General features: G+C 57.5%; 13 protein-coding genes. 8 read left to right on the top strand and 5 right to left on the bottom strand.

Translation table 11 applies throughout. From position 1 onward, the window contains the following. On the bottom strand, window positions 1–2,380 hold a 2,380-nt coding region (locus tag HDE79_RS01075), incomplete at its 3' end, for an IPT/TIG domain-containing protein (RefSeq protein ID WP_343205910.1). Between the two features lie 342 nt (window positions 2,381–2,722). On the opposite strand from HDE79_RS01075, the gene HDE79_RS01070 reads away from it, so the two are divergent. The 3 genes from HDE79_RS01070 to HDE79_RS01060 all read left to right on the top strand — a co-directional run bounded on the left by HDE79_RS01070 (window position 2,723) and on the right by HDE79_RS01060 (window position 8,445). Beyond that, window positions 2,723–3,334 (top strand): hypothetical protein, encoded by a 612-nt coding sequence (locus tag HDE79_RS01070; protein ID WP_184600080.1) that lies wholly within the window; start codon window positions 2,723–2,725, stop codon window positions 3,332–3,334. A gap of 135 nt (window positions 3,335–3,469) precedes the next feature. Further along, window positions 3,470–4,426, top strand: coding sequence for a cytochrome c peroxidase (locus HDE79_RS01065; protein ID WP_184600079.1), 957 nt, complete (start codon window positions 3,470–3,472; stop codon window positions 4,424–4,426). A gap of 677 nt (window positions 4,427–5,103) precedes the next feature. Continuing rightward, complete coding sequence (locus HDE79_RS01060) at window positions 5,104–8,445, top strand: autotransporter domain-containing protein (RefSeq protein WP_184600078.1); 3,342 nt, start codon at window positions 5,104–5,106, stop codon at window positions 8,443–8,445. Between the two features lie 148 nt (window positions 8,446–8,593). Here the strand turns inward: HDE79_RS01060 and HDE79_RS01055 are convergent, their stop codons facing one another. The 4 genes from HDE79_RS01055 to HDE79_RS01040 all read right to left on the bottom strand — a co-directional run bounded on the left by HDE79_RS01055 (window position 8,594) and on the right by HDE79_RS01040 (window position 16,666). Then, the gene (locus tag HDE79_RS01055; protein ID WP_184600077.1) at window positions 8,594–11,914 is read right to left on the bottom strand and encodes a TonB-dependent receptor; all 3,321 of its coding nucleotides are present in this window, start codon (window positions 11,912–11,914) and stop codon (window positions 8,594–8,596) included. A 300-nt stretch (window positions 11,915–12,214) separates the two neighbouring features. Beyond that, a complete protein-coding gene (locus HDE79_RS01050) occupies window positions 12,215–14,833 on the bottom strand; it encodes a protease pro-enzyme activation domain-containing protein (protein WP_184600076.1) in 2,619 nt (872 codons plus the stop codon). A 283-nt stretch (window positions 14,834–15,116) separates the two neighbouring features. Continuing rightward, window positions 15,117–16,127: a FecR domain-containing protein gene (locus HDE79_RS01045; protein WP_184600075.1), complete on the bottom strand. Its 1,011-nt coding sequence runs from the start codon at window positions 16,125–16,127 to the stop codon at window positions 15,117–15,119. A gap of 5 nt (window positions 16,128–16,132) precedes the next feature. Next, entirely contained in the window at window positions 16,133–16,666 is a 534-nt protein-coding gene (locus HDE79_RS01040) for an RNA polymerase sigma factor (protein WP_184600074.1), read from the bottom strand. 474 nt (window positions 16,667–17,140) lie between these two features. On the opposite strand from HDE79_RS01040, the gene HDE79_RS01035 reads away from it, so the two are divergent. The 5 genes from HDE79_RS01035 (at window position 17,141) to HDE79_RS01015 (ending at window position 22,757) form a co-directional block, all read left to right on the top strand. Continuing rightward, window positions 17,141–19,513: a TonB-dependent receptor gene (locus tag HDE79_RS01035; RefSeq protein ID WP_184600073.1), complete on the top strand. Its 2,373-nt coding sequence runs from the start codon at window positions 17,141–17,143 to the stop codon at window positions 19,511–19,513. A gap of 162 nt (window positions 19,514–19,675) precedes the next feature. Further along, a complete protein-coding gene (locus HDE79_RS01030) occupies window positions 19,676–20,038 on the top strand; it encodes a hypothetical protein (RefSeq protein ID WP_184600072.1) in 363 nt (120 codons plus the stop codon). A 304-nt stretch (window positions 20,039–20,342) separates the two neighbouring features. Beyond that, window positions 20,343–20,792, top strand: a complete 450-nt coding sequence (locus HDE79_RS01025; RefSeq protein WP_184600071.1) for a lipocalin-like domain-containing protein — start codon at window positions 20,343–20,345, stop codon at window positions 20,790–20,792. Window positions 20,793–20,919: 127 nt separating this feature from the next. Beyond that, on the top strand, window positions 20,920–21,627 hold the full coding sequence (locus HDE79_RS01020; RefSeq protein WP_343205889.1) for a methyltransferase: 708 nt from the start codon (window positions 20,920–20,922) through the stop codon (window positions 21,625–21,627). Between the two features lie 275 nt (window positions 21,628–21,902). Next, complete coding sequence (locus HDE79_RS01015; protein ID WP_184600069.1) at window positions 21,903–22,757, top strand: LysR family transcriptional regulator; 855 nt, start codon at window positions 21,903–21,905, stop codon at window positions 22,755–22,757. The last annotated feature ends 391 nt before the right edge of the window (window positions 22,758–23,148 follow it).

Here is a 23,148-nt window from a genome sequence, read left to right as displayed (position 1 = left end):
CCCGCGCATTGGCGTTGTATGCATCCGATGTGCCGTTCGTCGGGATCGTGCCGGTGGAACCGGCCACCACACCGATGGTGGCCGTTGCCGGCAGTCCGTAGACCGTGTAGACCACCGCCGTGTACGTGCCGCTGGCTGGTAGGTTAGATAGATTCAACGTCACCGGCCCACCGGTGGTGTTCGTATACGTGTAGTAGTTATTTCGCGTAATCAAACCCGCATCCGGGCGGTAGATGTTCACGTAGACGTTTTGACCCGCTGGTGTCGTCGTTACCCCCGACAACTGCAGCGCCACCGTGTCGCCCACATTTGCCGTGAACGTCAGCCGCTGCGCTTGACCCGCTGCCAGATTGACCGTCGTCGATGTACCCGCCGTCAATGCAGGCCCCACCACGTCCGGTGCCAATAGCGCGTTGAACTGGATCAACCCACCGTAGATAGGTATCGCCACCACCGAGTACGTACCGGCCGGCAAGTTCCATAGGGACTGCGTGCAACTCGCTCCCGGGTTGCCGCCGGAACAATCCAACATAGCTATGTTGCCGCCAGCGGCGTTGTACACATACGCATAAAACTCGTTGTAACTGCCGCCTGTCACGCTGACGTTGTTCAACGTCAACTCCAGGTTCTGGCCCTGCGTCGCCGTGAACGACAGATAGACGTTCTCACCCGCCGCATTGGCGTTGTATGCATCCGATGTGCCGTTCGTCGGGATCGTGCCGGTGGAACCGGCCACCACACCGATGGTGGCCGTTGCCGGCAGTCCGTTATCTGGCGCCACGATTACCGTGTACGTACCGCTGACCGGTAGGTTCGACAGATTCACGATCTGGCCGCTACCCGTATCGAACGAGGTATACGCCGGCGTACCCGTCGTGATCGTGCCCGCGTCCGGGCGATATACCAGGAACGTCACCCCATTACCGGCCGGTGTCGTCGTTACACCCGTTACGTTCAGCGCGATCGTGTCGCCCACGTTGCCGTTGAAGCTCAACCGCTCGACCTGGCCCGCACTCAGGTTCACTGTGGCTGTACCACCCGTCGCGATCGCCGGACCCACCACGTCCGCCTCGATCAGCGCGTTGAAATGCATCGTGCCGCCATCCTGAGGCACAGCAATGACCGAGTAGGTCCCGGCCGCCAGATTCCACAGATGCTGCATGCAACCGGCACCAGCGTTATAAGGCCAGTTGCACCAATAGCCGGCGATCAGGGCGCCTGTCGCGTTGTACACGTTGACATAGAAATCGTTGTAGCTCCCGCCCACCACGTTAGTGCTGTTAAACGTCAACTCCAGGTTCTGACCCTGCGTGACTGTGAACACCTCACGCTTGCTTTGGTAGGGAGCCGCTGCCGCCACGGCCAGCGCCGCGGATGTCGTAAGGGTCGGATTCGATTCGATCCCTATCGTCAACTGCGCCCCCGCCGTATCGGGCGTAAAAAAGGCAACGTAGTTGCCGCTGGCCGTCAGTCGCGGTAAATGGATAGTCGGCGAAGAGGCGGACATCGCGCCCTGCGCAACGAGCTGGTTGCCCGGCCCGTAAATGCTGTAGTTGATCGCATTGGCAGTGGTGGTGATGGCACTGCCTTGCAAACTGAGCCAAGCACCGGACGTGCCTTGGAACGACAGCGTTGCCGTTTGCCCGCCCTGTCCGATGCTCATGTTTACCCCAGCACCGCCGACAGAGGCGGTGCTGCTACTGACGACCTGCGCGGGCGTTATGCCAGTAGGCACCACCAATATCGGCGCGGCGCTCGTAGCTTGCCCGTAAACGGTTTGCACCTGCACATAGCCGCTTCCCGCATTGGCCGGAACCGAAAACTGAAGCTGGGTATCCGACGCAGACGCTACCGACACCTGAGTGCCGGCCAGCAAAACCGTCGTGGTACCTGCCGTCGGATCGAGGTGTGTTCCGGTCACGGTCACCGTCGAACCGATCGCCACGATCAAGGGGCTGACTTGACTGATCGTGGGCGGAGCGCCGGTATCGTCCACCACGAAAGGCGTGCTGCTTGTTGCTGTCTGACCGCCGGTCGTGACCGTGATGGCGCCCGTACTTGCGCCCACCGGTACCGTGGTCACCAACTGAGTGGCCGTAGCGGACGAAACAGTGGCCGCCGTGCCATTGAAACTGACGAGATTGGCGCCGGCCGTCGCACTGAAGCCCTGGCCATACACGGTGACCGACGTGCCCGCGGAACCGTGGGTGGGCGTAAAAGCAAAGATGGCGAGCTGCCCGGCGGCAACCTGACCCACCTGCACGAGGTTCCCCACGGCGTCGTAGGTGTATTGCGCACTAACGCCGGTGTTTTGGGTGACCGCAACGACGCGCCCATTGGCATCGTAGACATAGGACGTGGCGTGCGCGACGCCAAGCACGAAAAGCAACACGCTCCACAACAGGACTCGAACTATCGTGGATACGCGCGACCGGTGAGGCCTGCGACGTTCGTCCGCGCCAGCGTCCTTGACAACGTTGCCCTGCGATTCCATACGCACGTCCCTTGAGGTCAGCCGACGGCTGACCAATGTAAGCATTCGTTGTCTTGCGGTAACTCTTGCCCCTACTGCCCCTAAATTAAATCTACCGCTTTACGCCATGGATTATATGGCAGGGTACTTGCGCCATTGCAAGCGCATCTTTAAGAATGCGACGGTAGACAGGGGAGCCTGTCCTCACCCCTCTCTATATCGCATTATGTTTCGCCACTGGTTCGCATTATGTTTCGTCAGTGGAGCCCCAATCAGGCACGGCACCAAAAATATTTAAAGCACACACGATGTCGGCGTCATAAAAACAAAACTCAACTACGGATAGCCATGAAAAAATTAGGATCGATTGCGTGCTCGCTCTTCCTCGTTGCACTCGCCACCGGCTGCTCGCAGAAAGGGGCCAATAGTGGCCCCACCTCAGCCACACCGCCCGCTGCAGCCGCGAGTGGTCCGGCCAAACCTGCTCTCACTGCCGATGACAACGTCTGGGGTACGTACCTTTCCGACCAAGGCAAACTGCACGGCAAAGACATTCAGGGGCATCCGTACATTTACCTCATTCCGTCGGGCGATAGCCCAGCGGCGATTGCGCGACGCACGCAGGAATCGCAGTCGATCGTCTTTTCCATCGGGCCCATCGTGATCCCCGGATCACTCTTGGTATTGGGAGGACCGAATGCCCAGCAAACGAATCAATTTACGATGGATCTCCCCAAGACCATCAAAGCCCACGCGCTTAAAAATATTGTCGTACTCATCGTGAGCGATACCACGCAAAAAGATGCCATCACCAAGGCGTTTGCACCGACCGAGGCGACCCTTCGTTTCGTGACGATGTGAGCAGACAGAGGACACATGCCGTGGGCGTCTTTCGCCGAATGCGTCATGCACTGCACCGCTAGACCTTCGTTTTTTCGGCACCGCTGGGGCTACCTGCTGGGCGCAGCGCTGCTTGGCATTGTGCCGTCGTTGCGCATGATGGTTTCGGCCAGTGGCGCCGCATCAACGGGGGGAACTCAGCAACAGATCGCCTTGGGTCAACAGCTTTTCAACGACAAGCATTTGAGCCAGGACGGCACCGTCAGCTGTGCCTCATGCCATAACCCGGCCAAAGCGTTTACCGATGGCCTGCCGGTTGCAATCGGTGTGGGTCATCGAAGCGGTACGCGTAATACGCCCAGCCTGGCATCGCTAGCCGTATCAGGCGAGACCTCTTTTTTCTGGGATGGCCGCCGCGCCTTACTCAAGGAGGCGGTGCTGGATCCGCTGACCAATCCCGAAGAGATGGGGCTCGATAATCAAACGCAGCTTACGGAAAAGCTACGTCATGCGACGGATGTTGGCGGCAAAAATCTCGGCGTGCAGACGCTTGATCAAGCAGCCACGGCCCTCACGGCGTACATCCATTCAATCAATCCACCCGCCAGTGACTATGACCGCTTTCGCTCAGGGCATGATCCACACGCGTTGAGCCCACGTGCGGAAGAAGGTTTGGCACTGTTCGCCGGCAAAGCGCGTTGTGCTCAGTGTCACTCCTTGCAAGGCTCTCCCGTCAGCCTGACCGATCACAGCTTCCATCGAACGGGCGTCGGCACTGAAGACGTGGAACAAAAGCTTCCGCAACTCACGACGGAGGTCATTGCGCGATCTTTAGCGGGAGCCGAACTAGGCAATCAGATCGCTTCGCACCCGGATGAGGCGCAGCTGGGGCGTTTCAACGTTACCCACGATATCGCCGATATCGAAACTTTCCGAACCCCGTCACTGCGCGCCGTCGCATTGACGGCGCCTTACATGCACGATGGCAGTGTGAAAACCCTCGATGAAGCTCTCGATCGTGAGGTCTATTACCGAAGCTTGAGCGCAGGACGGCCGATGAACCTGTCCGTAGAAGAGCGCAAGGATCTGTTGGCGTTTTTGCAAGCACTGTGAGCTGAGGCCTTTCGCTTGTGCATGCCGAACAAATTAGGCGGCATGATCATTGAGGGCCTAGTGACCAATTCAACCGTCCCCCTCCGAAGTGCATCTTTCACTGATTTCTTTAGAAGCACACCAACTATGCAGTCGTCGACGCAGCATAGTTGGTGCTAAAGATGCGTGCTCGTTAATGACTATGTGGTTCTGCCCAGTTGTTGCGCCGCGCCTCATTGATCAAGGCTATGACAGGCATGCCGGGAGATGCATTCTCAATAGCCTGCTAGAGCGGCAATACTTTGCCGATGTCTTTATCGCTCCATCCTCTCTCAAGAGTTGGGGCCTCCGAGAAAGCCGGGCCGGTGCAACTGAGGCCTGCGCCGGGATGACGAACAAAAATGTGGAGAGGCCTCCGGCTTAGGTAGGCTTTTTTTGTTCGATAGCGTCTTAGAACCCAATACCGTTTTGTTCATGGGGGCAAAACGGCGCACACCAGATAGGCGCAGATGGAATCCTGATGCCGGCTGCAAGGCTCGGCACTCGATACGTATCGCACTCACTCTGCCCTGAGTCCACCAACCATCGTTGTGGACCAGAGACGGCTGTTTCAACTTCGGTAGGGAGACTCATTCGACGTTTCCCGGGGCACGTTTTATTGATGAGTGGCACTTTGCCATAGGGTATAGGGAAGCAAGATGAGTCGTATTGCATATGCACGTTCTGTATTGGCATTGGCCTGTGTCTTGGCACTCACGCAACGCGCCCACGCGCAGACGTCGTCGCAGCCAACCACGATTCCGCTGGATGTGATTTCGGAGTCCGGCGGCGGCGCGGCCTATGACCGGCTTGGTATCAATGTGGGTGTCAACGGCGCCACGCCCGAGGAATATATTTTCGATACCGGCTCGACAGCCTTCAATATCGATGTGGGATCCGGGAGCGCCGGTCAGCCGTGGTTTCCGCTGGTGTCGGGCGTGCCGGTCGTACCCACCGTTCCGGCGTTCAACCTCTATGGCAACGGCACTTACGGCAACCTGGGAGCGAACAGCACCGTAGCGAGTGTGCAGTTCTACAACTCATCGTCCAGCTCCGTGGCAGCCAGCTTCATCAACGGACAAGGGCTACCCGTCCTCATCAACCAAGGCTCGGTTGCGACCGCGAGCAGCCTGGGCGGCGACCAGCAAGGCGCCCAGGTAGGCTATTTCCTGCCAGCCTATGGCTACGCCTATACGTTTGCCGAAATTGCAGCAGCTCAGGGCGCTGGGGTCGCTGTGAACACGCAGGGTGAGTTACCGATCTATATGGATGCCACCTGGCAGCAAAATCTCAATCAGGGTATCGGTCCCGAAGATGGCGGCACGTTCAAGCTGTTCGGCATTTTCGGTGCCGGTGAATTCGGCAACAACAGCATCCTGGGCAATCTGACCACCAGCGGCTATATCGTGGCGGCTAACGCTGAGTTGGGCAGCCCGCAAAACTGCAGTGGCTGCGATCATGTGATCTTGAATCTCACGCCTGCCTTGCGTGCACAGTTCATCAGCCTGGTGCCTTGGAATGGAGGATCCCAAGGGACGTTCCCGTTGTCGGGTGCACCGGTGTCGGCGAATCAGTTTGATCTGGCTTTCGCCTACACGCTCAACGGCGGCAAATACAGCGCCACGCTGCAAACGTTGCTCGATTCGGGCACGCCGACGATCTATCTCAACGATGCCGGATTGCTGACAGGAGAGACGGCTGCCGGACACGTTGATCAATACGGGAACGAAATACCTGGTGTCACCCTGACCATGACCGGCAGTGCGCCAGGCGCACAACCGACGTCGATCCTGACAGGTAATGACAACCTCGGCGATCAGAGCAATGTCGTCACGCCCGGCCCGGATGCGGATACGTCACTCGGTCAAGCGCTCTACGGCATTTCCTTCTTCTTCAACAATTCGGTGATGTACGACCTGCAGAACCAGGAGACCGGTTACACGCCGTTCTTCGTCTCGATCGATCCGATCTCGACTGCAGCCAATGGCTATACGGTCTCTGCTGCAATGGCGCCGCAGGGTATCGCTGGCATCATCTCGGGTAGTGGGCCGTTTATCGTGGCCTCAGGTGGCGCGGCACAGCTTACCGGCGCGAACACCTATACCGGGGCGACCAATATCGCGCAGGACGGCTGGCTGGGTTTGGCTGGTCCCGGCACGATCGCGGACTCCTCTGGCGTACAGGCCGACGGTACGTTGGATATCTCGCGCACGTCCGGTCCGGCGTTGATTCAATCGCTCTCTGGCGCAGGCAATGTCGCGCTGGGTGCCAATACCCTCGAATTGACCAACGCCTCAGGCATCTTTACCGGCGTGCTGGCAGACGGCGGCCTTGTTGGTGGTACCGGCGGAAGTTTGGTGATTGCGCGTGGCATGGAGACGCTCACCGGCAACAGCACCTTTAGTGGGAGCACCGGCATCAGCCCTGCGGGCGCCTTGGTGTTGAACGGGTCGCTCGCCGGTAGCGTGCTCGATGCTGGCTTGCTTGCAGGACACGGGACAATCGGCGGCGGCGTTGCCGTGACGGGTGTGGTCGCACCGGGCAATGGCGCTGGCACCTACCAGACGCTGACGGTGGCGGGTAACTACCTGCAGAGCGCCGGGTCGACTTATGTGGCCCAGGTGGATTTTGCCAATGCCGGTACATCGAGTCAGATCGTGGTGAAAGGCAAAGCCGTAGTGGCGACGGGCGCACAGGTCGGCCTGCTCGCCGCCCCTGCAGGCCGGCTCTATATTCTTGATGCTCGCTATACGTTGCTTACGGCAGACCAAGGCCTCACTGGCAACTACACGCTGTCGGGCAATACGAGCTTGAGCGCGTCGCTTGGGGTCAGTACTGCCTACGATGCCGATCACTTCTATCTGGATGTGATCCAGCAACATCCCCTGACCGACGCCGGCGATACGCGCAACCAGATAGCGACACTCGCCGCTCTCCAGAGCCTTCCGGCGTCCAGCCTGCCATTCGTCGCCGTGACCAATTTGGCCACGAATGCGCAGATTCGCCAGGCCGCCGATACGCTCTCGGGGGATGTCCATGCCAGTGTGCAGAACAGCTTCCTCGACGATAGTCGCCTGATCCGTGACGCGGTGACGGATCGCTTGCGCCAGGCGGCCGCTTCCGATGATGCGTCCGCCGCAACGCCCTCTTCCGCTCAGACAGTGCAAACACGCGCTAACGGTATGGCGTGGTGGGGGCAGTTTGTAGGCTCGTGGGATCGTCTCGATAGCAATGGCAATGCGGCCTCGGTGTCGGACACGGTGGGTGGCTTCCTGCTGGGCGCTGACGCGCCAGTGGGCGACCATGCCCGCGTGGGTCTGGCCAGCGGCTATACCCAGACGGGATTCCAGATGTCACAGCGCGGCACGACGGGCACCAGTGACGATAAGTATCTGAGCCTGTATGCCAGCACCCAGCTGGGAGGCCTGGACTTACGCGCCGGAGCTGCTTATACCGAGCACAGTCTGATGATGGATCGCAGACTTGTCTTGTCTGATCTGGACGAGGCCGCCTGGAGTCGGAACAAGGCGTATACGGCCCAGGCGTTTGGCGAAGCGGGTTATACGTTCGCGTTCAAGGCAGCGACCCTCGAACCCTTTGCCCAAGCCGCGTATGTCCGCCTTAACAGCGACTCCTTCCAGGAGCAGGGTAGCGCTGCCGCGCTGAGTGGGAGCGGTAGCGATCATGCGGTCACCTACACCACCCTGGGCACCCATGCGAGTACGCGTTTTGCTTTCAACGGTGATTTGTTCACCGCTTACGGCACGCTGGGCTGGCGTCACACTTCCGGTTATGTGGATCCCTACAACGTGATGAGTTTCGCCAACGGCGATCCCTTCACGGTCGATGGCGTGCCGATCGCCCGTAATGCATTCGTTGTTGATGCCGGTTTGGCGGTCCAAGTATCTCCGGCTGCTTCGTTCAACCTGACGTATGACGGCCAGTTAGCTCATCACGCAGTGGACAGCGGATTCAAGGGCGGCTTCACCTGGCGGTTTTAATGTCACTGATGCGTGAGTGCGGAAACAGGAATCACCAATAGGTATCCCCCGGCAAAGCCGGGGATACCCACGGATATTGGGCAGCGTTTTTCTGATGGTTAGATCAAGTTGTTCGATCGATACTGAGGCTGACATATTGACGTCTGCATCAGTGAGTCTTACCGCCAAATTTCAATTCGGCCTGCAGCATGATTTCTCGGCCATAGGCGTTGTAGTTCTCGACATTGAAGTATGGATATGACGTATACGTTGGATCTTTCGGCGGCATCTTGTTGGCAACATTGTTGACCAGTACGGACAAGTCCACGTTGGATGTTGCGGCATACATCAGGCTCCAGTTGAAAGTGACCCATGGATGTATCCGACCGGAGCCAGGATAAGCAGCACCATCATTAGTGGCCGTGTAGTTAGGCGAAGATCCATAGCGGTGTCCGTACAATGCGCTCTTCCATCGGCCACTCAAACTTGACCAGCCCAGCGTGCCACCGACAACGCTCTTGAATCCGGCGCTATACAATGGATCCGCTAGCTGATTCATCGGAAGCTGGCCCGGTGCCAGCTGATAGTCGTGTTTCAGCATGTCGCTATAGTCGAGTTGCAGGTAGAACTTGCCGAAGTGCACCGGAACGAACTGATACTTGCCGCTAACGATGAGCGAATCGATCACCTCATTGGCGAGGTTGGCGTAGTACGTCGTGATACCCGTGATTGGCCCAAGCGCAGCTCCCTGGCCGTCCTGACCCGCACGTTGTACCTGACCATTGGTCGGATTTGTTATCGCCTGACACTCGGTCGAATTGGGATTGAGTTGGCCCAGCAGACACTGCGCGTCTTCGCGCATTAAAAGATCTGTGTCCTGTGCGATGACCTCGTCTTCAACGCTGTCATGAAGATAGTCGATGCTCACGCTGATACTGTTGTTGGGCGACCAGATGGCACCTACGGTCCAACTCTTGGCTGTTGTTGGTTGCAACGTGCGGTTGGCACGCGCCTCACCAAAGACGTTGTTCGTGTAGTTATCGCAATTGGTGCTATGCGCCTCGGTACATAGATAATAATCGGTCACTTGCGTGTAGTAGCTGGAAGGACCGAGATATATAGCGGACAAGTCGGGGGCCTTGAACGCAGTGGTGTAATTGCCACGCAGCAAGAGGCTATCGAGGGGGCGGTATTCAATGCCAGCCTTGTAGGTGAATTTGCTGTTGCTGCTACCTTCATCCAGCGAATAGTGGTCATAGCGACCGGAAAGATCCAAGGTCAGCTGCTTCAGTAGCGGCAGATTCAATTCAAATGCCGACGCCAGGTGCGAGCGTCGTCCACCACCCCCCGTCGTTGCATGCTCGTAGATGTCTCCATCGGCAAATAGGGGATTGAGGGGTTCATACCATGCCTCATTGCCTCCCTCGGCCAAGACGGCAATGCTGGCCTCGCCGCCTGGGAGGGAAAACAAATGCGTATCACTGATCGTGGCTCGCGTATTGTTGATCCACGTATTGCTGATTTCACCGATACCTTGAGTGAAACTCGCGTACTGCGCTGGCGTTACCGGTTGAAAGAACGCCGCGTAATTGGGGTGATATAGAGCGATCCCCGAATCGGGGTCGATTCCAACCGGTCTCAGGATGCTATCGAAAAAGCCGTCGATCCCGGCTGTGGTGCTCAGGCGTTCAACGACCTCGGTACGGTCACTGGTGCGTAGATAGTAAACGTCCCAGTCCCAGTCCGATTCTCCAAACTGACCATTTGCACCGATATCGGCCTGGTACAACACATCTTCCTGTCGGGACATCTGACCCGCGACGCCTCCAGGCATTTCTTCGGGCGCGAACCTTTTTTCGGGATAGAGAATGCTCCCGGTACTGGCATCTTCAATAGCCCCTCCAGGCAAATCGTCCGGAAACCATCCCGGCACACCAGAGAACCACTTTTGCTGTTGCCAGTTCAGCAGCACATCGCTATAGAGCCGAAGCTTGTCGTTGACGTCGTACTTGAGTTTAAGCATGCCGTTGTAACTTCGGCTCTGATTGCTGTAGGTGGTATAGCCGTCCACATTCTGTGAACCGCAATAGTGTCCGTAGCCAAGGGAGGCATTCGCTCCGGTCAGGGTCGTGCTGCCACCAAACAGGCGGTTGTCGCATCCAGCGGGAGGATCGAGAAATCCCATCGCGCTGCCAGTAAAGGTATTGGCTGTCCCGTAATCGAGAATGCCCGACTGAACAGTTGGCGTTGCCATTCCATCGGGATTTGCATGGGTGCCTGCAGTCAATGCACGTTGGTAGCCCCAGATCGGAGAAGCGTTGTCAAATTCGAACATGGCCAACAAATTGAGCTTTTGGAAATCGTGACCGTACGCGAAGCTCATGCGTTGACTGGCGCCACCGCCATCGGAGAAATTACCGGTACGCAGCGATACCTCGCCACCGTCCATTCGTTGTCTGGTCACGATGTTGATCACACCGGCGACAGCTTGCGATCCGTAGATCGTTGAACTCCCTCCCGGCATCACGTCGATGTGGTCAATCATCGAAATGGGAATATTGGAGATATTGTTGAAATTGCTGGATCCGTTATAGAGCCGTCCGAAGTTCGCGACCGGCTTACCATCGATCAATATCGAGGTGAACCCAGGACCAAGGCCAAATAGGCTGACTGCTTGCGCACCCTGGGTAAATGAACCCGTTGTCTGCTGGCCCTGCACAGAACCAGTGGCGAGCACGGAATTCTGCAGGACCTCGGCCAGGCTATTGAAACCGCTTGCTTGAATGGCCTCGGACGAAATCGTGTACGTCGGCGTGGCTGTCTGAATCTGGGTGTTGCCAATCAACGATCCGCTGACGCTGACCGTCTCAAGCGTTCTGACTACGTTGCGAACATTTTGTGCAGCTGCGATGCGAGTACCTTTATTGGGAAGGACCGCAGGTCGCAGCACGATGGTCGATTCATTGATTGCGCTCCAGCTCAATTGTGTACCTGCCAGTAGCAGCTTCAAGGCATTGGCGGCTGTATAGCGGCCGGAAATTCCCTGCGTCGTCTTCCCTGTGACCAATTCCGGCGAATAAATGATCTGCACATCGCTTTGCGTCGCCAGTGCATCCAGCGCATCACGCAAGCTATTGGGTGCAATGGCGTATTGCCGAGTCGCTACCGGTGGCGTATGAGCCGATGTTGGCGTGGCAAAGGTCATGACAGCGATGGCAAGCGCTACGGCTATCGAGAGTCTGCCCATGGCATGGTGATACATGAGGCCGAACGCTTTTCTGCGATGAACCTTGCGATGCGAAAGACGCGCATGCTCCTCTGTTAAAGACTTGCCCCCATTCTCCATTCCTTCCGCAGACCCATGAGGATTTGATGGTGGTGCATGTTTCACAACATGCTTGGCGCCACTTTCCTCAATGCGGCAATGAAGGATCAGGCTTATCGTCAACAGCCGGCTGCAGGTCTTACTTTTGATTAACTGCAGGCTCACCAATAGCCTATGCCTGTACTGTGATCGAAGGGCTGCTATGCAAGTAAAACACGGAGCGATTCACGAAAGCATTCAACCGATGCATTCTCCTCCGAATATAGAACGACATCCCGGGGCGGCTATATTCGATACCTGAATCGAGGAAACAATCGCTGCTCAAAGCCTTGGAGGCTGAAGCGTTCCGGGACTTTCGAGATGCTCCACAAGAAAAGCCCGGCCGTTACTGACCGGGCCTCCTGATTTTCAGCGATGACGTGACGCACGTCCTTGTGCGTCGCACAGCCACCAAGTCTCCCTGGCTTATTGCACCGTCAGGGTGACGTCGTCGAGCGTGAAGTCGGTATTACCCGACGACGAGGTCTCCTTGCCGGTGAACTTGATGGTGACCGTCTGACCGATGTACGCAGCCAGATTGGCGGTCTCCACCGCATAACCGGTGTTGGTGTTGAGGCTAGTGAAGGTCGACAGGGTCTTCAGCACCGTGCCGGACGAATTCAGCACCTGCACAGTCAAGGTATCGGCCGCTGTGCTCTTGGTCGAGTCGATATGCAGGTAGTACTGCAAGGTCGCCGTCGTCTTGCCGCTTGGAATCGCTACCGATTGCGATACTGTGTCGGTGTGCGAGGCGCCGTACCCGTCGAGCCAGGCGAACCAGGTCCCCGCATGCGAGGTCTCGTTGCTGCCACAGTAGCTGGACGACGAGCTGCTGGTGCTGCACAACACACCCGAGCTCAAGGTCCATGGCGAGGCAGTGCCGGTTTCGAAGCCGGTATTGCTGAGGAGCTGGGTCGGAGTACCGCCGCTGGAGACCGTCACCGATACCGTCTTGGCGCTGGTCTTGCCGCTGACGCTGTCAGTCACCGTCTCGGTCACGCTGTAAGTGCCAGCGGCCGCATAGGTATGACTCGGGCTGGTAGCCGTCGAAGTGCTGCCGTCGCCGAACGTCCACGCATACGTGCTGATGGTGCCGCCCGAATCGGTGGAGCTGTCGGTGAAGGTCGCCGTCAGGCCGCTGGTTATGTCAGAGAAGTTGGCAGTCGGTGTACCACCCGTGCTACCGCTGCTCCCGCCACCCCAATACTTGGTGACATAGGCACTGAACTTGGAAATGTCCAGACTGCCCCAGCCCGTGGTGTTGTCGAAGCCGGTACCCGCGTTGTAGCCGTTCCCGTTGTAGCCGTTGTTGCCCGAGGTCACGTCATGCAGCGGCGTGGTGTCCTTGGTGAAGTTGGCGTACATATTCTGGGTCGGTAGGCCAAGCGTGTTGTTGTTGGCGGACTCGATACGTGCCCATATACCGACGAAGATCGGCGAGGCAAGGCTGGTGCCACCGTATTGCTGTCCGGTCTGACCATTGGCGACGATGATGGCACCCGTTGACGAAGCCGCATCGAATGCCAGATCCGGCACCTGACGCTTGGTTACCGAGGAGCCCAGCGCCGTGGTTTGCCAGGCGGGCGCGGTTTCGAACAAGCTCACGCCACCACCGGTGGCCCACAGACGCTTGTTGTTGTCACCGTTGTTCGGATCGACCGCGGCGAGACCTTCGTTCCACACGGTTTCACCCGCCCAGGTGGTGGTACCCGTCGTGCTCAACGTGGTGCCGCCTACGGCCACCACATTCGGCGATGTCGCCGGCTCGCTCACGCCGTAGTGCGTCAGGGAGATCTCAACCGTGCCGCTCGAATTTGCGACATAGCCCGGTGCGCCCTCGGTGGGATCGCTTGACCACTGGTATACGCCAGCGTCGCCCGCCGCGATCGAGAAAGTCTGACCCTGTGCGGCAGCTTGCACGAAGACCTTGTCGTCCGCTGCCTGCGTGCCAGAGTTGTTGGCAGCAGTCTCATCTTCGCCCAACGACACGTTGATGACCTTGGCGACATTGGCAGTCACGGCCTTGTTGTAGGCGGCGGTGATGGTTGCATCGGTCAACCCGCTGTCTTGGCTGTCGCCGTTGATCGCGGCGTAAAAGATCAGCTGCTTGACGCCGCCCGAAACAGCCGTGATGTCCTGGCTGTCCAGGGCCCACTCGCCATCGTCGCCATCGTTGGCCAGCGTGCCGGTGCCACCGGGGACCGTCAGGGTATTGACCGTGGACAGACCGGCGTTGGTGGTGAAGGTCTTCAGATCCGCGATCGTCTGGGTCATGTCACCCCAGGTGATGATGCCCACCGTGGTGTTCGAGGCATTCGCCGTGCTGCCGACATCATAGATCTTGGGAAAATCCGTCGGCTGATGCCCGACCTGGCTGCCCGTAGCCATCGTGCCCACCATGTCCGGCGTCACGTGATGTGACATGACGTGCGGCTTGTTGACGTCCTGCAGGCCCAGTACCGAACCCACGATGCCGCCCAGTGCTTGCGGCACCATGACATCGGCATCGTTCGCGAAATGCTGCTTACCCTTGAAGCTGAAGGTCTTCATGCTGGTGTTGAACGCGGCGTTCGCACTCAACGAGGTGCCGTCAGCGCTGACCAGCGTATTGTTCGGCGCCACACTGATGTTCTTGAAGCCGAACTTCTGCAGATGGGCCACCACGGCCTGCACCTGGGCATCGGTCGGTGCGTACTGTGCCTTGAACTGTTCCGGGGTCAGGTACTTGTGATAGTTCGCACTGCCCGGCTGGTTGAGTCCGTGCAGAAGAGTCTGCAACTGGTCAGCGTTACGCAGATTCAAGCTGAGGGTAACGTGCAGCGGCTTGCTTGCCTCCAGCGGCATGATCTGCGAGGCCTCAATGGTCGGATGACCCGTCATGACCAGCGTGGACACGTTCGCGGTGGCGCTCTTTTGCATGCTCGCATGTGTGTTCGTTGAAACCCACGTATCGGCGGCATGTGCCGACACCGTGAACATCGCCAGCGACAAAGCCGCGGGCAATAGCGCCTTGCGAAATCCCGAAAAACGAAAACTGCTCGACATCAGTGAACTCCCGTTAGATTTTTTGAGACGAACGAAGCCAATACGGCTGTATCTGCCCCATGCGTCAGTCATTGCCGCAGACGAATGCGACCCCCCACTCACCAGGATTGTCTAGCGACCCGCAAAACCCTCACACGCCGATGCCCCCAACTTTCCATGTACATCGGCATTTTTTAGCGTCGCCTTCCCTTAAGACGGGAAACGAAAGAAAAGGCCTACCTGCGGGTTTGAGGACGGGAGCCTCTGCTACCCATCCTTTTCAGATAAAGGAAAAGCCAGGGGCTTATTTGCTGCGAAGCAGTACGACCCGCATGGCAGAAACACGATTGGCTCGGATGGGCCACCCTTGCTGCAAAGCCAGGATCAGAGTCTTCTGATCACCGGTGCGGAAGGCACCACTGATATGGAGGCTTTCCAGCGAGGGATCGCCGATTTGCAGTTGGGTCGTGCTATAGCGATTCATCTCGGCAAGCAGATCCGGCAATCGCCAATCGTGGACGAACAATTTGCCTTCGGTCCAGCCCTTCGCGACGTTCATGTCGGCAGGACGCACTGGATCGATGTATCCGGATTGATTGAACACCAGTTGTTCTCCCGCGGCGAGAGACGCGGTCTGTGGTGTGCCATTCGGCAATTGAGTGGCGATGGCGAGCTTGCCTTTGAGCAGAATCACCGCTGCTGTGGAGTCGTTTATCCGCACCTGGAACATGGTTCCCACGGCAGTTACCGTTCCGCTTCGCGCATGCACAACGAATGGCCACACCGGATTGCCCTGCACTTGAAATTGGGCCTGCCCGTGCAGCAAGTCTATGCGGCGGGTCTGCGCACTGTAGCGCTCGACGACTTCAGTATCGGTATCCAATGTGATGGAAGAACCATCCGTCAGATGCACGGTACGCTGTTCACCGGCTACCGTGGTGTAGGAGGTGCCGGGTAGATCTGCAGGTCGAGCAAACCAACGTGGCATAGCCACCAACGCCAAAACCACGGCAAGTCCCAACGCCGTCACTGGAAAGAGCCAATGCCGCAAGAACCATGGCTTGGGTTGGGTCCGGTGCAACGCGCGGTTCGCTGCCACCATGATCGCAGCATCCTTCACTGCATCCTCGCTCTGCTTCCACAGGTAGACGACCTCCCGGTAGGCCGCGGCATGCGCCGGGCTGGCAGTGCGCCAGCGCTCGAAAGCAGCGCGAACATCGCCCGGGCAATCCGGCTCAAGCAAGCGCACGAACCATCGCTCGGCTTCGCCGAGCGAGTCTATTCCAGAACTCTGGTCTGTGATTCGTTCGTCCATGCTCATTAAGACGTCCTTGCCGATGAATCGCCTACCTTGCGCTTTAGCAACACAAGCGCAGTGGCGAGATGCTTTTCGACCATCTTCACGGAGATACCGCAGCGATCAGCAATCTGAGCACGACTCATACCATGCACACGTTTCAAAAGATAAACGCGCTGGCATTTGGGTGGCAGCTCCAGGATAGCTTGCGTAAGGTGCGCGACTTGCTGCTCATATTCAGCACGTTCCTCCGGCGAATGTTCATGAGCGGCAATTTCCTGCCCATTCAACGTCACATGCTCCTTGCTGCGGTGCGTGAATGCCACACGGAACTGATCATGGGCGACATTCACAGCGATACGATAGAGCAGCTGCTTCCATGCTGTGGCAGGCTCCGACTCGCGATAACGAAGCAACTTGGCCATGCTCTCCTGCGCGGCATCTTCGGCATCCTGCTCAGTCGCAGTGCGGCGACGCAAAAACTGTACAAGGCTACGGTACTGTTCGCGGATAAAAATATCGAAACTACGCGCCTCTGGACGCTGTTCGCTGGCCATGGTCTATGGCGACAGAACGTTCGACGCGTTATCACGCTTGTTGTCCATGCCCGAGTTGCACCTGCTTCTGGTTGACGAACTTAGCCGAATCATCATGGCACATGATCGATGTGCACCTGTGCCACCTGTCCTCTGCCAGTAACGGACATGACACACAATTTACAGTAAAGCCTGACACAGCTCCCCGACGGGGAGCGGCGAGATCGACAGCCGGATTCTAAAACGGGCCGCTACTCAAAGTGGGTGGACGTTAGCAGGGACATCCAATTTTACGAATTAACTACGTCGTATCCATAAAATCGCCACAGCAACTTTACGGCTCGCCACTCTACCCTTTCACCTAGGTTTATAGGGGAGAGGCGGGTGGAAAAGTTGCTTGATTCAAGGGTTTATTCAAAATCGATCCACCCTGCGCAAAACGCTTTCCGCCACGTCTTGGTTGGTGATAACGCGCGACTAAGTGCGAAAAAAGCTGTGACCACTTTATTGTGCGTTACGGCGGCCTCCTTCTCTCTGACAGCGCATGCCCAGTCGGGCCCCGCTCCGACTACCGACAAGGCGAAAGTGCTCGACGAAGTAGTCGTAACCTCGCAGAAACGAACCTCCACGGTTCAAAAGACGCCGGTCAGCATCACCGCCGTCAGTGGCGACGATTTGCAGGATCGCGGCATTACCAATTTCACCACGCTGGCACAATCGACACCTGGCGTTTCACTGAAGAGCGAAGGGCCCGGCCAGACCGAGATCGAACTGCGCGGCATGACGTCGAGCGGCGGCAATTCTCCGACGGTCGGCTTTTATCTGGATGACGTTCCGTTGACCGCCCCGTCCGGTGCGCAAAATGGCAAGGTCGTGATCGATCCGACACTGTATGACTTGAGTCGCGTGGAAATACTGCGTGGACCGCAAGGCACGCTGTATGGCTCGGGATCGATGGGTGGCACAGTGAGATTGATCACCAACCAACCCGACCCTGCGACGTTCGGCGGCTCGGTGCAGAGCACGCTATCGGGAACCGATGGCGGCGGCTTCAATCACAGTGACAATGTGATGCTCAATATCCCGCTGGTAAAGGACACGCTGGCGCTGCGTGTGGTGGCCACGGAAGCGCACACCAGTGGCTGGATCGATCGCATCGTGGCCAATCCCTTTCCATTGGTGAGTGCCAATGGCGCGACACGCGGAGATGTGGAAGCAGCGCCGATTGAAAAACAATATCCGGGCTCGAATGCTCAGCAGCTCGATGGATTTCGCGCGACCTTGCTTTGGAAGCCGACCGATCGCCTGTCGATCACGCCGTCATTCTTCTATCAGGACAGTAACCAGAACGGCATCAGCGCCTATGACAGCGTCCCCGGTACCGAGGCGCACTATCAGCCCTTCGATATTGCCGAACCCCTGTCGGACAGGATCAGCGTGTTCAGCCTCAACGTTACTTACAGCTTCGACGCTTTCGACCTGACCTCAAGCACCGCGCAGTGGAACCGTCGATCGAGACAGACCGAAGATGCCAGCGAGGATTTCAATAACCCGAATACCGGCGCGACCTACGCCTCCAATAACGGCCTGCCCAATCCTGGCTATTACGGTGCGACCGGAAGCGGTGTGGTCTATGGGCACGAAAATGATCCCTCCAGTCAATTCAGTGAGGAGTTGCGCTTCGCCTCCAAGAGTGACGGCAAGTTCAACGAGGTTGGCGGCATCTTTTTCAGCAATTACTCCGCCACCTGGAATTTCAACGGGACAACCGATAATCCGTCGACCTATATGGATCTCGGCACATTCGCACCAGCGACGACGACTCACTGGTTCGATGCGCAGTCACCGACCCATATGACGCAGTATGCGATTTTCGGCGATGCAACTTACGACATCACCAGTCAGCTCAAAGCCGATGTCGGCGTGCGCTTCTACGATTACAACTATCGGTTTTCCTCGGTCATCAGCGGCTGGGGATCGGCCCTGGGTGCGGCAACACCATCGGACTCCGGCCTGATCAAGCAGTCTGGCGACGGCTTCAACCCCAAATTCAATCTGTCCTATCAGTTCGACAATGACCTGATGCTCTATGCAACGGTGGCGAAAGGTTCGCGGCCGGGCGGCGGCAACGCCCGGTACCCGACCACCGGGCCTTACTGGAGCGCGGTGTTCGCCCCGTATAATTTTTCCGGCGGCAAATGGCCGTCCAGTTACCAGCCTGACTCGGTGTGGAGTTATGAGGTGGGTGAAAAGGGCAAGTTTTTTGATCGCCGCCTGACCGTGAATGCCAGCGTCTATTACGAGAATTGGAGCAATATCCAGCTCGAGGCGCTCCCCGGCGACTGGGCTTTGAATATCAACGGCAAGCACGCGACTATTTATGGCGGCGAAATCGAAACACGCGCCATCCTGGGCGGCGGCTTCGAACTGGCGATCTCCAGCGGCTACACCCACGCCTGGGTGGATCCAGGGTCGCACTGGCAGATCACGCCAACACATACACTTTCCGATGTGGCACCGGAGACAGGCAACGCCATTCTCAGTTATTGGAGAGGACTAACCGACAAGTACACCTTCAGGGCACAAGTGGAGAATGCCTATGTCAGTCACCGCTACTCGCTGGCTTTCCCCTATGGCTATTCGTTGAACGGCGAGTACATATCCCTGAGGTCGTATGACCTGACCAATGCTCGGGTGGTCATTGAATCCAGTGACGGTTGGGACGCGGCGTTATTCGTCAACAACGCATTCAACAAACACGCTCAGCTGGAAAGCCTCTTTCAAGAAGACCTCCCCAGCGCAGCGTTCAATCGGATCGTCACCAATCAACCGCGCACGGTGGGTGTCGATTTAACCTACCGCTTCTAACCCATATGACAATGAACTCCCGACTGCCGAGAGCTAGCTGGACCTTCGAGTTAACCGTGGACTGCACCCTGCGCCAGTGGTCTGGATCCCTCTTGTCCGGAATGTGCCGAACCTGACCCCATGCGCTTGCTTACCGGTTTTTACTTCAAAGGACAAACGACCATGAAACATCTTACGACCGTTTTCTCATTCACCGCAGCGATGCTAATCGTGCCGTCACACACTACGGCGCAAACCGTAGATCCATATACCGACGGCTGGGTGACCCATGTCACCGGCTCGCAGCTGGAAATCTGTTTCAGTCACGCCGAGCCGCCGGCGGTTGGTCAGATCGTGCAGCTGCTACGCACAAGCTATGTGATGCCCAATAAGGGCCCCACACGTCAGACGTTCACACCGAACGGTCACGCCCGGATCGCATCGATCGCCACGCTTCCTTGTGTTATCGCGACGTTGCTCGATGGCGACGCGCAGCGAAGTGACCATGCCCGGCCGCCGTACCCGTCCTCAACCCAGTTACGTTGATCGGCACGATGGTGTCGGCTTGGCTACGAAGTTATACCGCTTCGAGAGCGAGCGCATTGATGAAATGACCATGTCATTTTGTAATGGCTGAAATATGGGGGAGATGGATTTATCGATGTATGGCAGAGGGCTAGGCTTAGCTCTCCCCCATGGGTGAGGCGATTCCATGCGTCGATGCAAAATGATTCTCGTGCTTTGTGGGTTGGCATTGATGTCAAGTACGGGCGGTGTCGAAGCCAGCACAACCGCGTCCGAAAAAGCGGTACAGCGCGCTGACGCCACCACAACTGCATTAGAAACGCCCATGGCCACGCGCGAGGGGGTCCCGGCGTGGCTGGTTGGCGCATGGACCCTGGTACGTTGCGACAACGTTTATCCAGACGGTCGACTCGTGGAACTGTATGGGCCGAATCCTCAAGGGTTGTGGATCATTGATGCTCAAGGGCACTACATGATGCAGATTGTGCGTGCTGAACGCGGACGCTTTGCTGCCAACGACAAATCCAAGGGCACATCCGATGAATATCGGGCGGCGTCACTGGACACGAATGCGCATTACGGATGGGTAAGTGCGGATGGCGCCCAGTTGCATACGCATATCGCACATGCCTCTTATCCGAACTGGGATGGCAAGGATGGAAATACTTCGTACATCCTTCAGGGCAACCAGTTGACTTACTCCGTGGCCAAACCGACCAGTGGTGCGCCCGAGGGAGCACGAGGCGTCGTGGTATGGCGCCGCCTGACCAACTAATGCATACGAGCTTCGCCCTACCCACTACGGAGCAATACCACCCATGAAAAAACTTGTACTGTTTAGTTTCCTCTTGCTCGGAACCACCACGCTGGCGCATGCCGACGCGCAAGTGTTACCGGCATATGTGTCTGCAGCGATTGCCGATCATGCACGGCCGGCGGCCGATACGAAGCGGGACCCTGATCGCAAACCAGCCGAACTGGTCGCTTTTGCCGGCATCAAGCCCGGCGACAAGGTGGTTGATCTGATCCCAGGGGGAGGCTACTTCACACGTATCTTCAGCAAAATCGTCGGACCACAGGGGCATGTCTACGCTGTCGTTCCAGATAGCTTGGCCCAGGGAGTTCCGAAGAAGCTCGACGATATCAAGGCATTGATTGCCGACCCCGCATACAGCAATACCACTCTGCTGATTCGCCCCTATGATCGCATCGGCGCGGATGAGCCACTCGACGTCATCTGGACTTCGCAGAATTACCACGATGTCTATGGCGCCGTCAGCGTCTTTGCGGTTGCCGGCAAGAGCGGTGCCGAAGAGACAGCCACGATGGATGTCGCGGCATTCAAGGCGTTAAAGCCCGGCGGGATTTACATAGTCATCGATCACGTCGCCAAGGCAGGTTCAAACGAGCACGACAGCAAGACTCTGCACCGGATCGACCCAGCTATCGTCATCGCACAAGCGCAGGCGGCAGGTTTTGTACTGGAGGCCCGCAGTGACCTGCTAAGCAATCCGCAGGACAATCACGAGAAGATTGTCTTCGCGCCGGAAATTCGAGGTCACACGGACCAGTTCGTGCTGAAATTCCGCAAACCAAAGCTAATGAACTGAGCTTTATCTTCCTTGGAGCTGTAACGAGTCATTGACAGTCATTGGACGCAAGTCAGTCGGACAACTCTCATCGTCCATTTACGCATAGCATTTCAAGGAGTTCTGCTCATCGGTGTCCTTGCACCATTGCGAAATGATAGGTTTGTATCTCGGGGCTTTAAAAAGCGCAGGGCCGTATACTTTGCCCAGCATGGGCGAGGCCTGGATTGCCGCCAAGTGCATCCAGGATGCGCTTGGCGTCCCCTTAATCATTTCGCCTGGCAACGGACTTTCGCATGAAGAAGCTCGATCTCGATGCCGTCAAGGCTTTCGTGCTGACCGCCGAACTGCAAAGCTTTACACGAGCCGCGGCGGCGCTTGATAGCACCCAATCAGCCGTCAGCATCAAGCTGAGGCGATTGGAAGAACACTTGGGTCGACGCCTGCTTGAGCGCACGCCGCGGCAAGTTCGCCTCTCTGCTGAGGGCGCTGCCTTTCTCAATGCAGCGCGCGAACTGGTTGGCGCACATGATCGAGCCGTCGCTTCATTTGATGTGGAGCAGCGCCGCCTTGTGATCGGGATCAGCCACCAGCTCGTGGGTAGCGAGTTACCGGCTCTGCTACGACGCATGAATGAGCATGATCCGAACCTGGTGATTGAGTTACGCGTGGCCGGCTCACGCGAAATCAGTCAAGCCTACGAAGCGGGGGCACTGGACGCCGCGCTGGTGCTTCAAGCAAGCGAACAGCGACGCAATGGTGATGTGCTATTCACAGAATCATTCGCATGGATTGCAGCCGTGAACTGGCAGCCTCGGGTTGGCGAGCCACTGCCGTTGTCCACGCAAGGCGAGTCATGCAGTATTCGGGCAGGAGCGGTACAAGCGCTCGATCAAGCCGGCATTGCCTGGTCGGAAGTCTTCATCGGCAAAGGTGCTTCCGTGGTCGGTGCAGCGGCCGCGGCCGGACTTGCTATTGCCGTACTAGCGCGACGGGCAGCACCTGCAGGCACCACCGATATCGGCCCCCTGTTGTCGCTGCCCGCATTACCCACCCAGGAAGCGGTGCTGTATACCGCTCTCAATGATCGTCGCTCACGCAACGCTTTGCATATTCTGGGTATAGCCTTCAAGAGCCTGGCTCAGGCCTGACGACGCGGCCGAAACGAACTATCGATCGAGGTCAACATTGTTCCCTGACAAGGAGCTGCGATTTCTCGCACGTTTCGCTCGTCGAAACTCAATGAGTCTCGTGAATAGACGCAGTGAAGCATTCGCTTTTACCAGAGGCATAGGTCCCTCCCACCATGGGAGCACGTGTTGCGTCTCTGTTTTGCCCGGTTTGTGATTTGGATGCCTCATGCGCGATAACCTCCTCCGCAGCAGATGAGCAAAGGGTAGTTTGCAACCGTGCGCCGAAACATCCTTGTCCACGTATTTCAGCCATCGCAAAATGATATGAGCCGCCTCGGCGGTATTGAAGATGCGCATCTCAGAAATATCGGATTGCATCTGTCGAGACTTACCCGCGTTCTCTACGATG

The sequence above is a fragment of the Rhodanobacter sp. MP1X3 genome (assembly GCF_014207165.1).
In the GTDB taxonomy this organism is placed as follows: Bacteria; Pseudomonadota; Gammaproteobacteria; order Xanthomonadales; family Rhodanobacteraceae; genus Rhodanobacter.
Note: the sequence above shows the minus strand (reverse complement) of the source record. Positions and strands in the feature narration are given on the sequence as shown.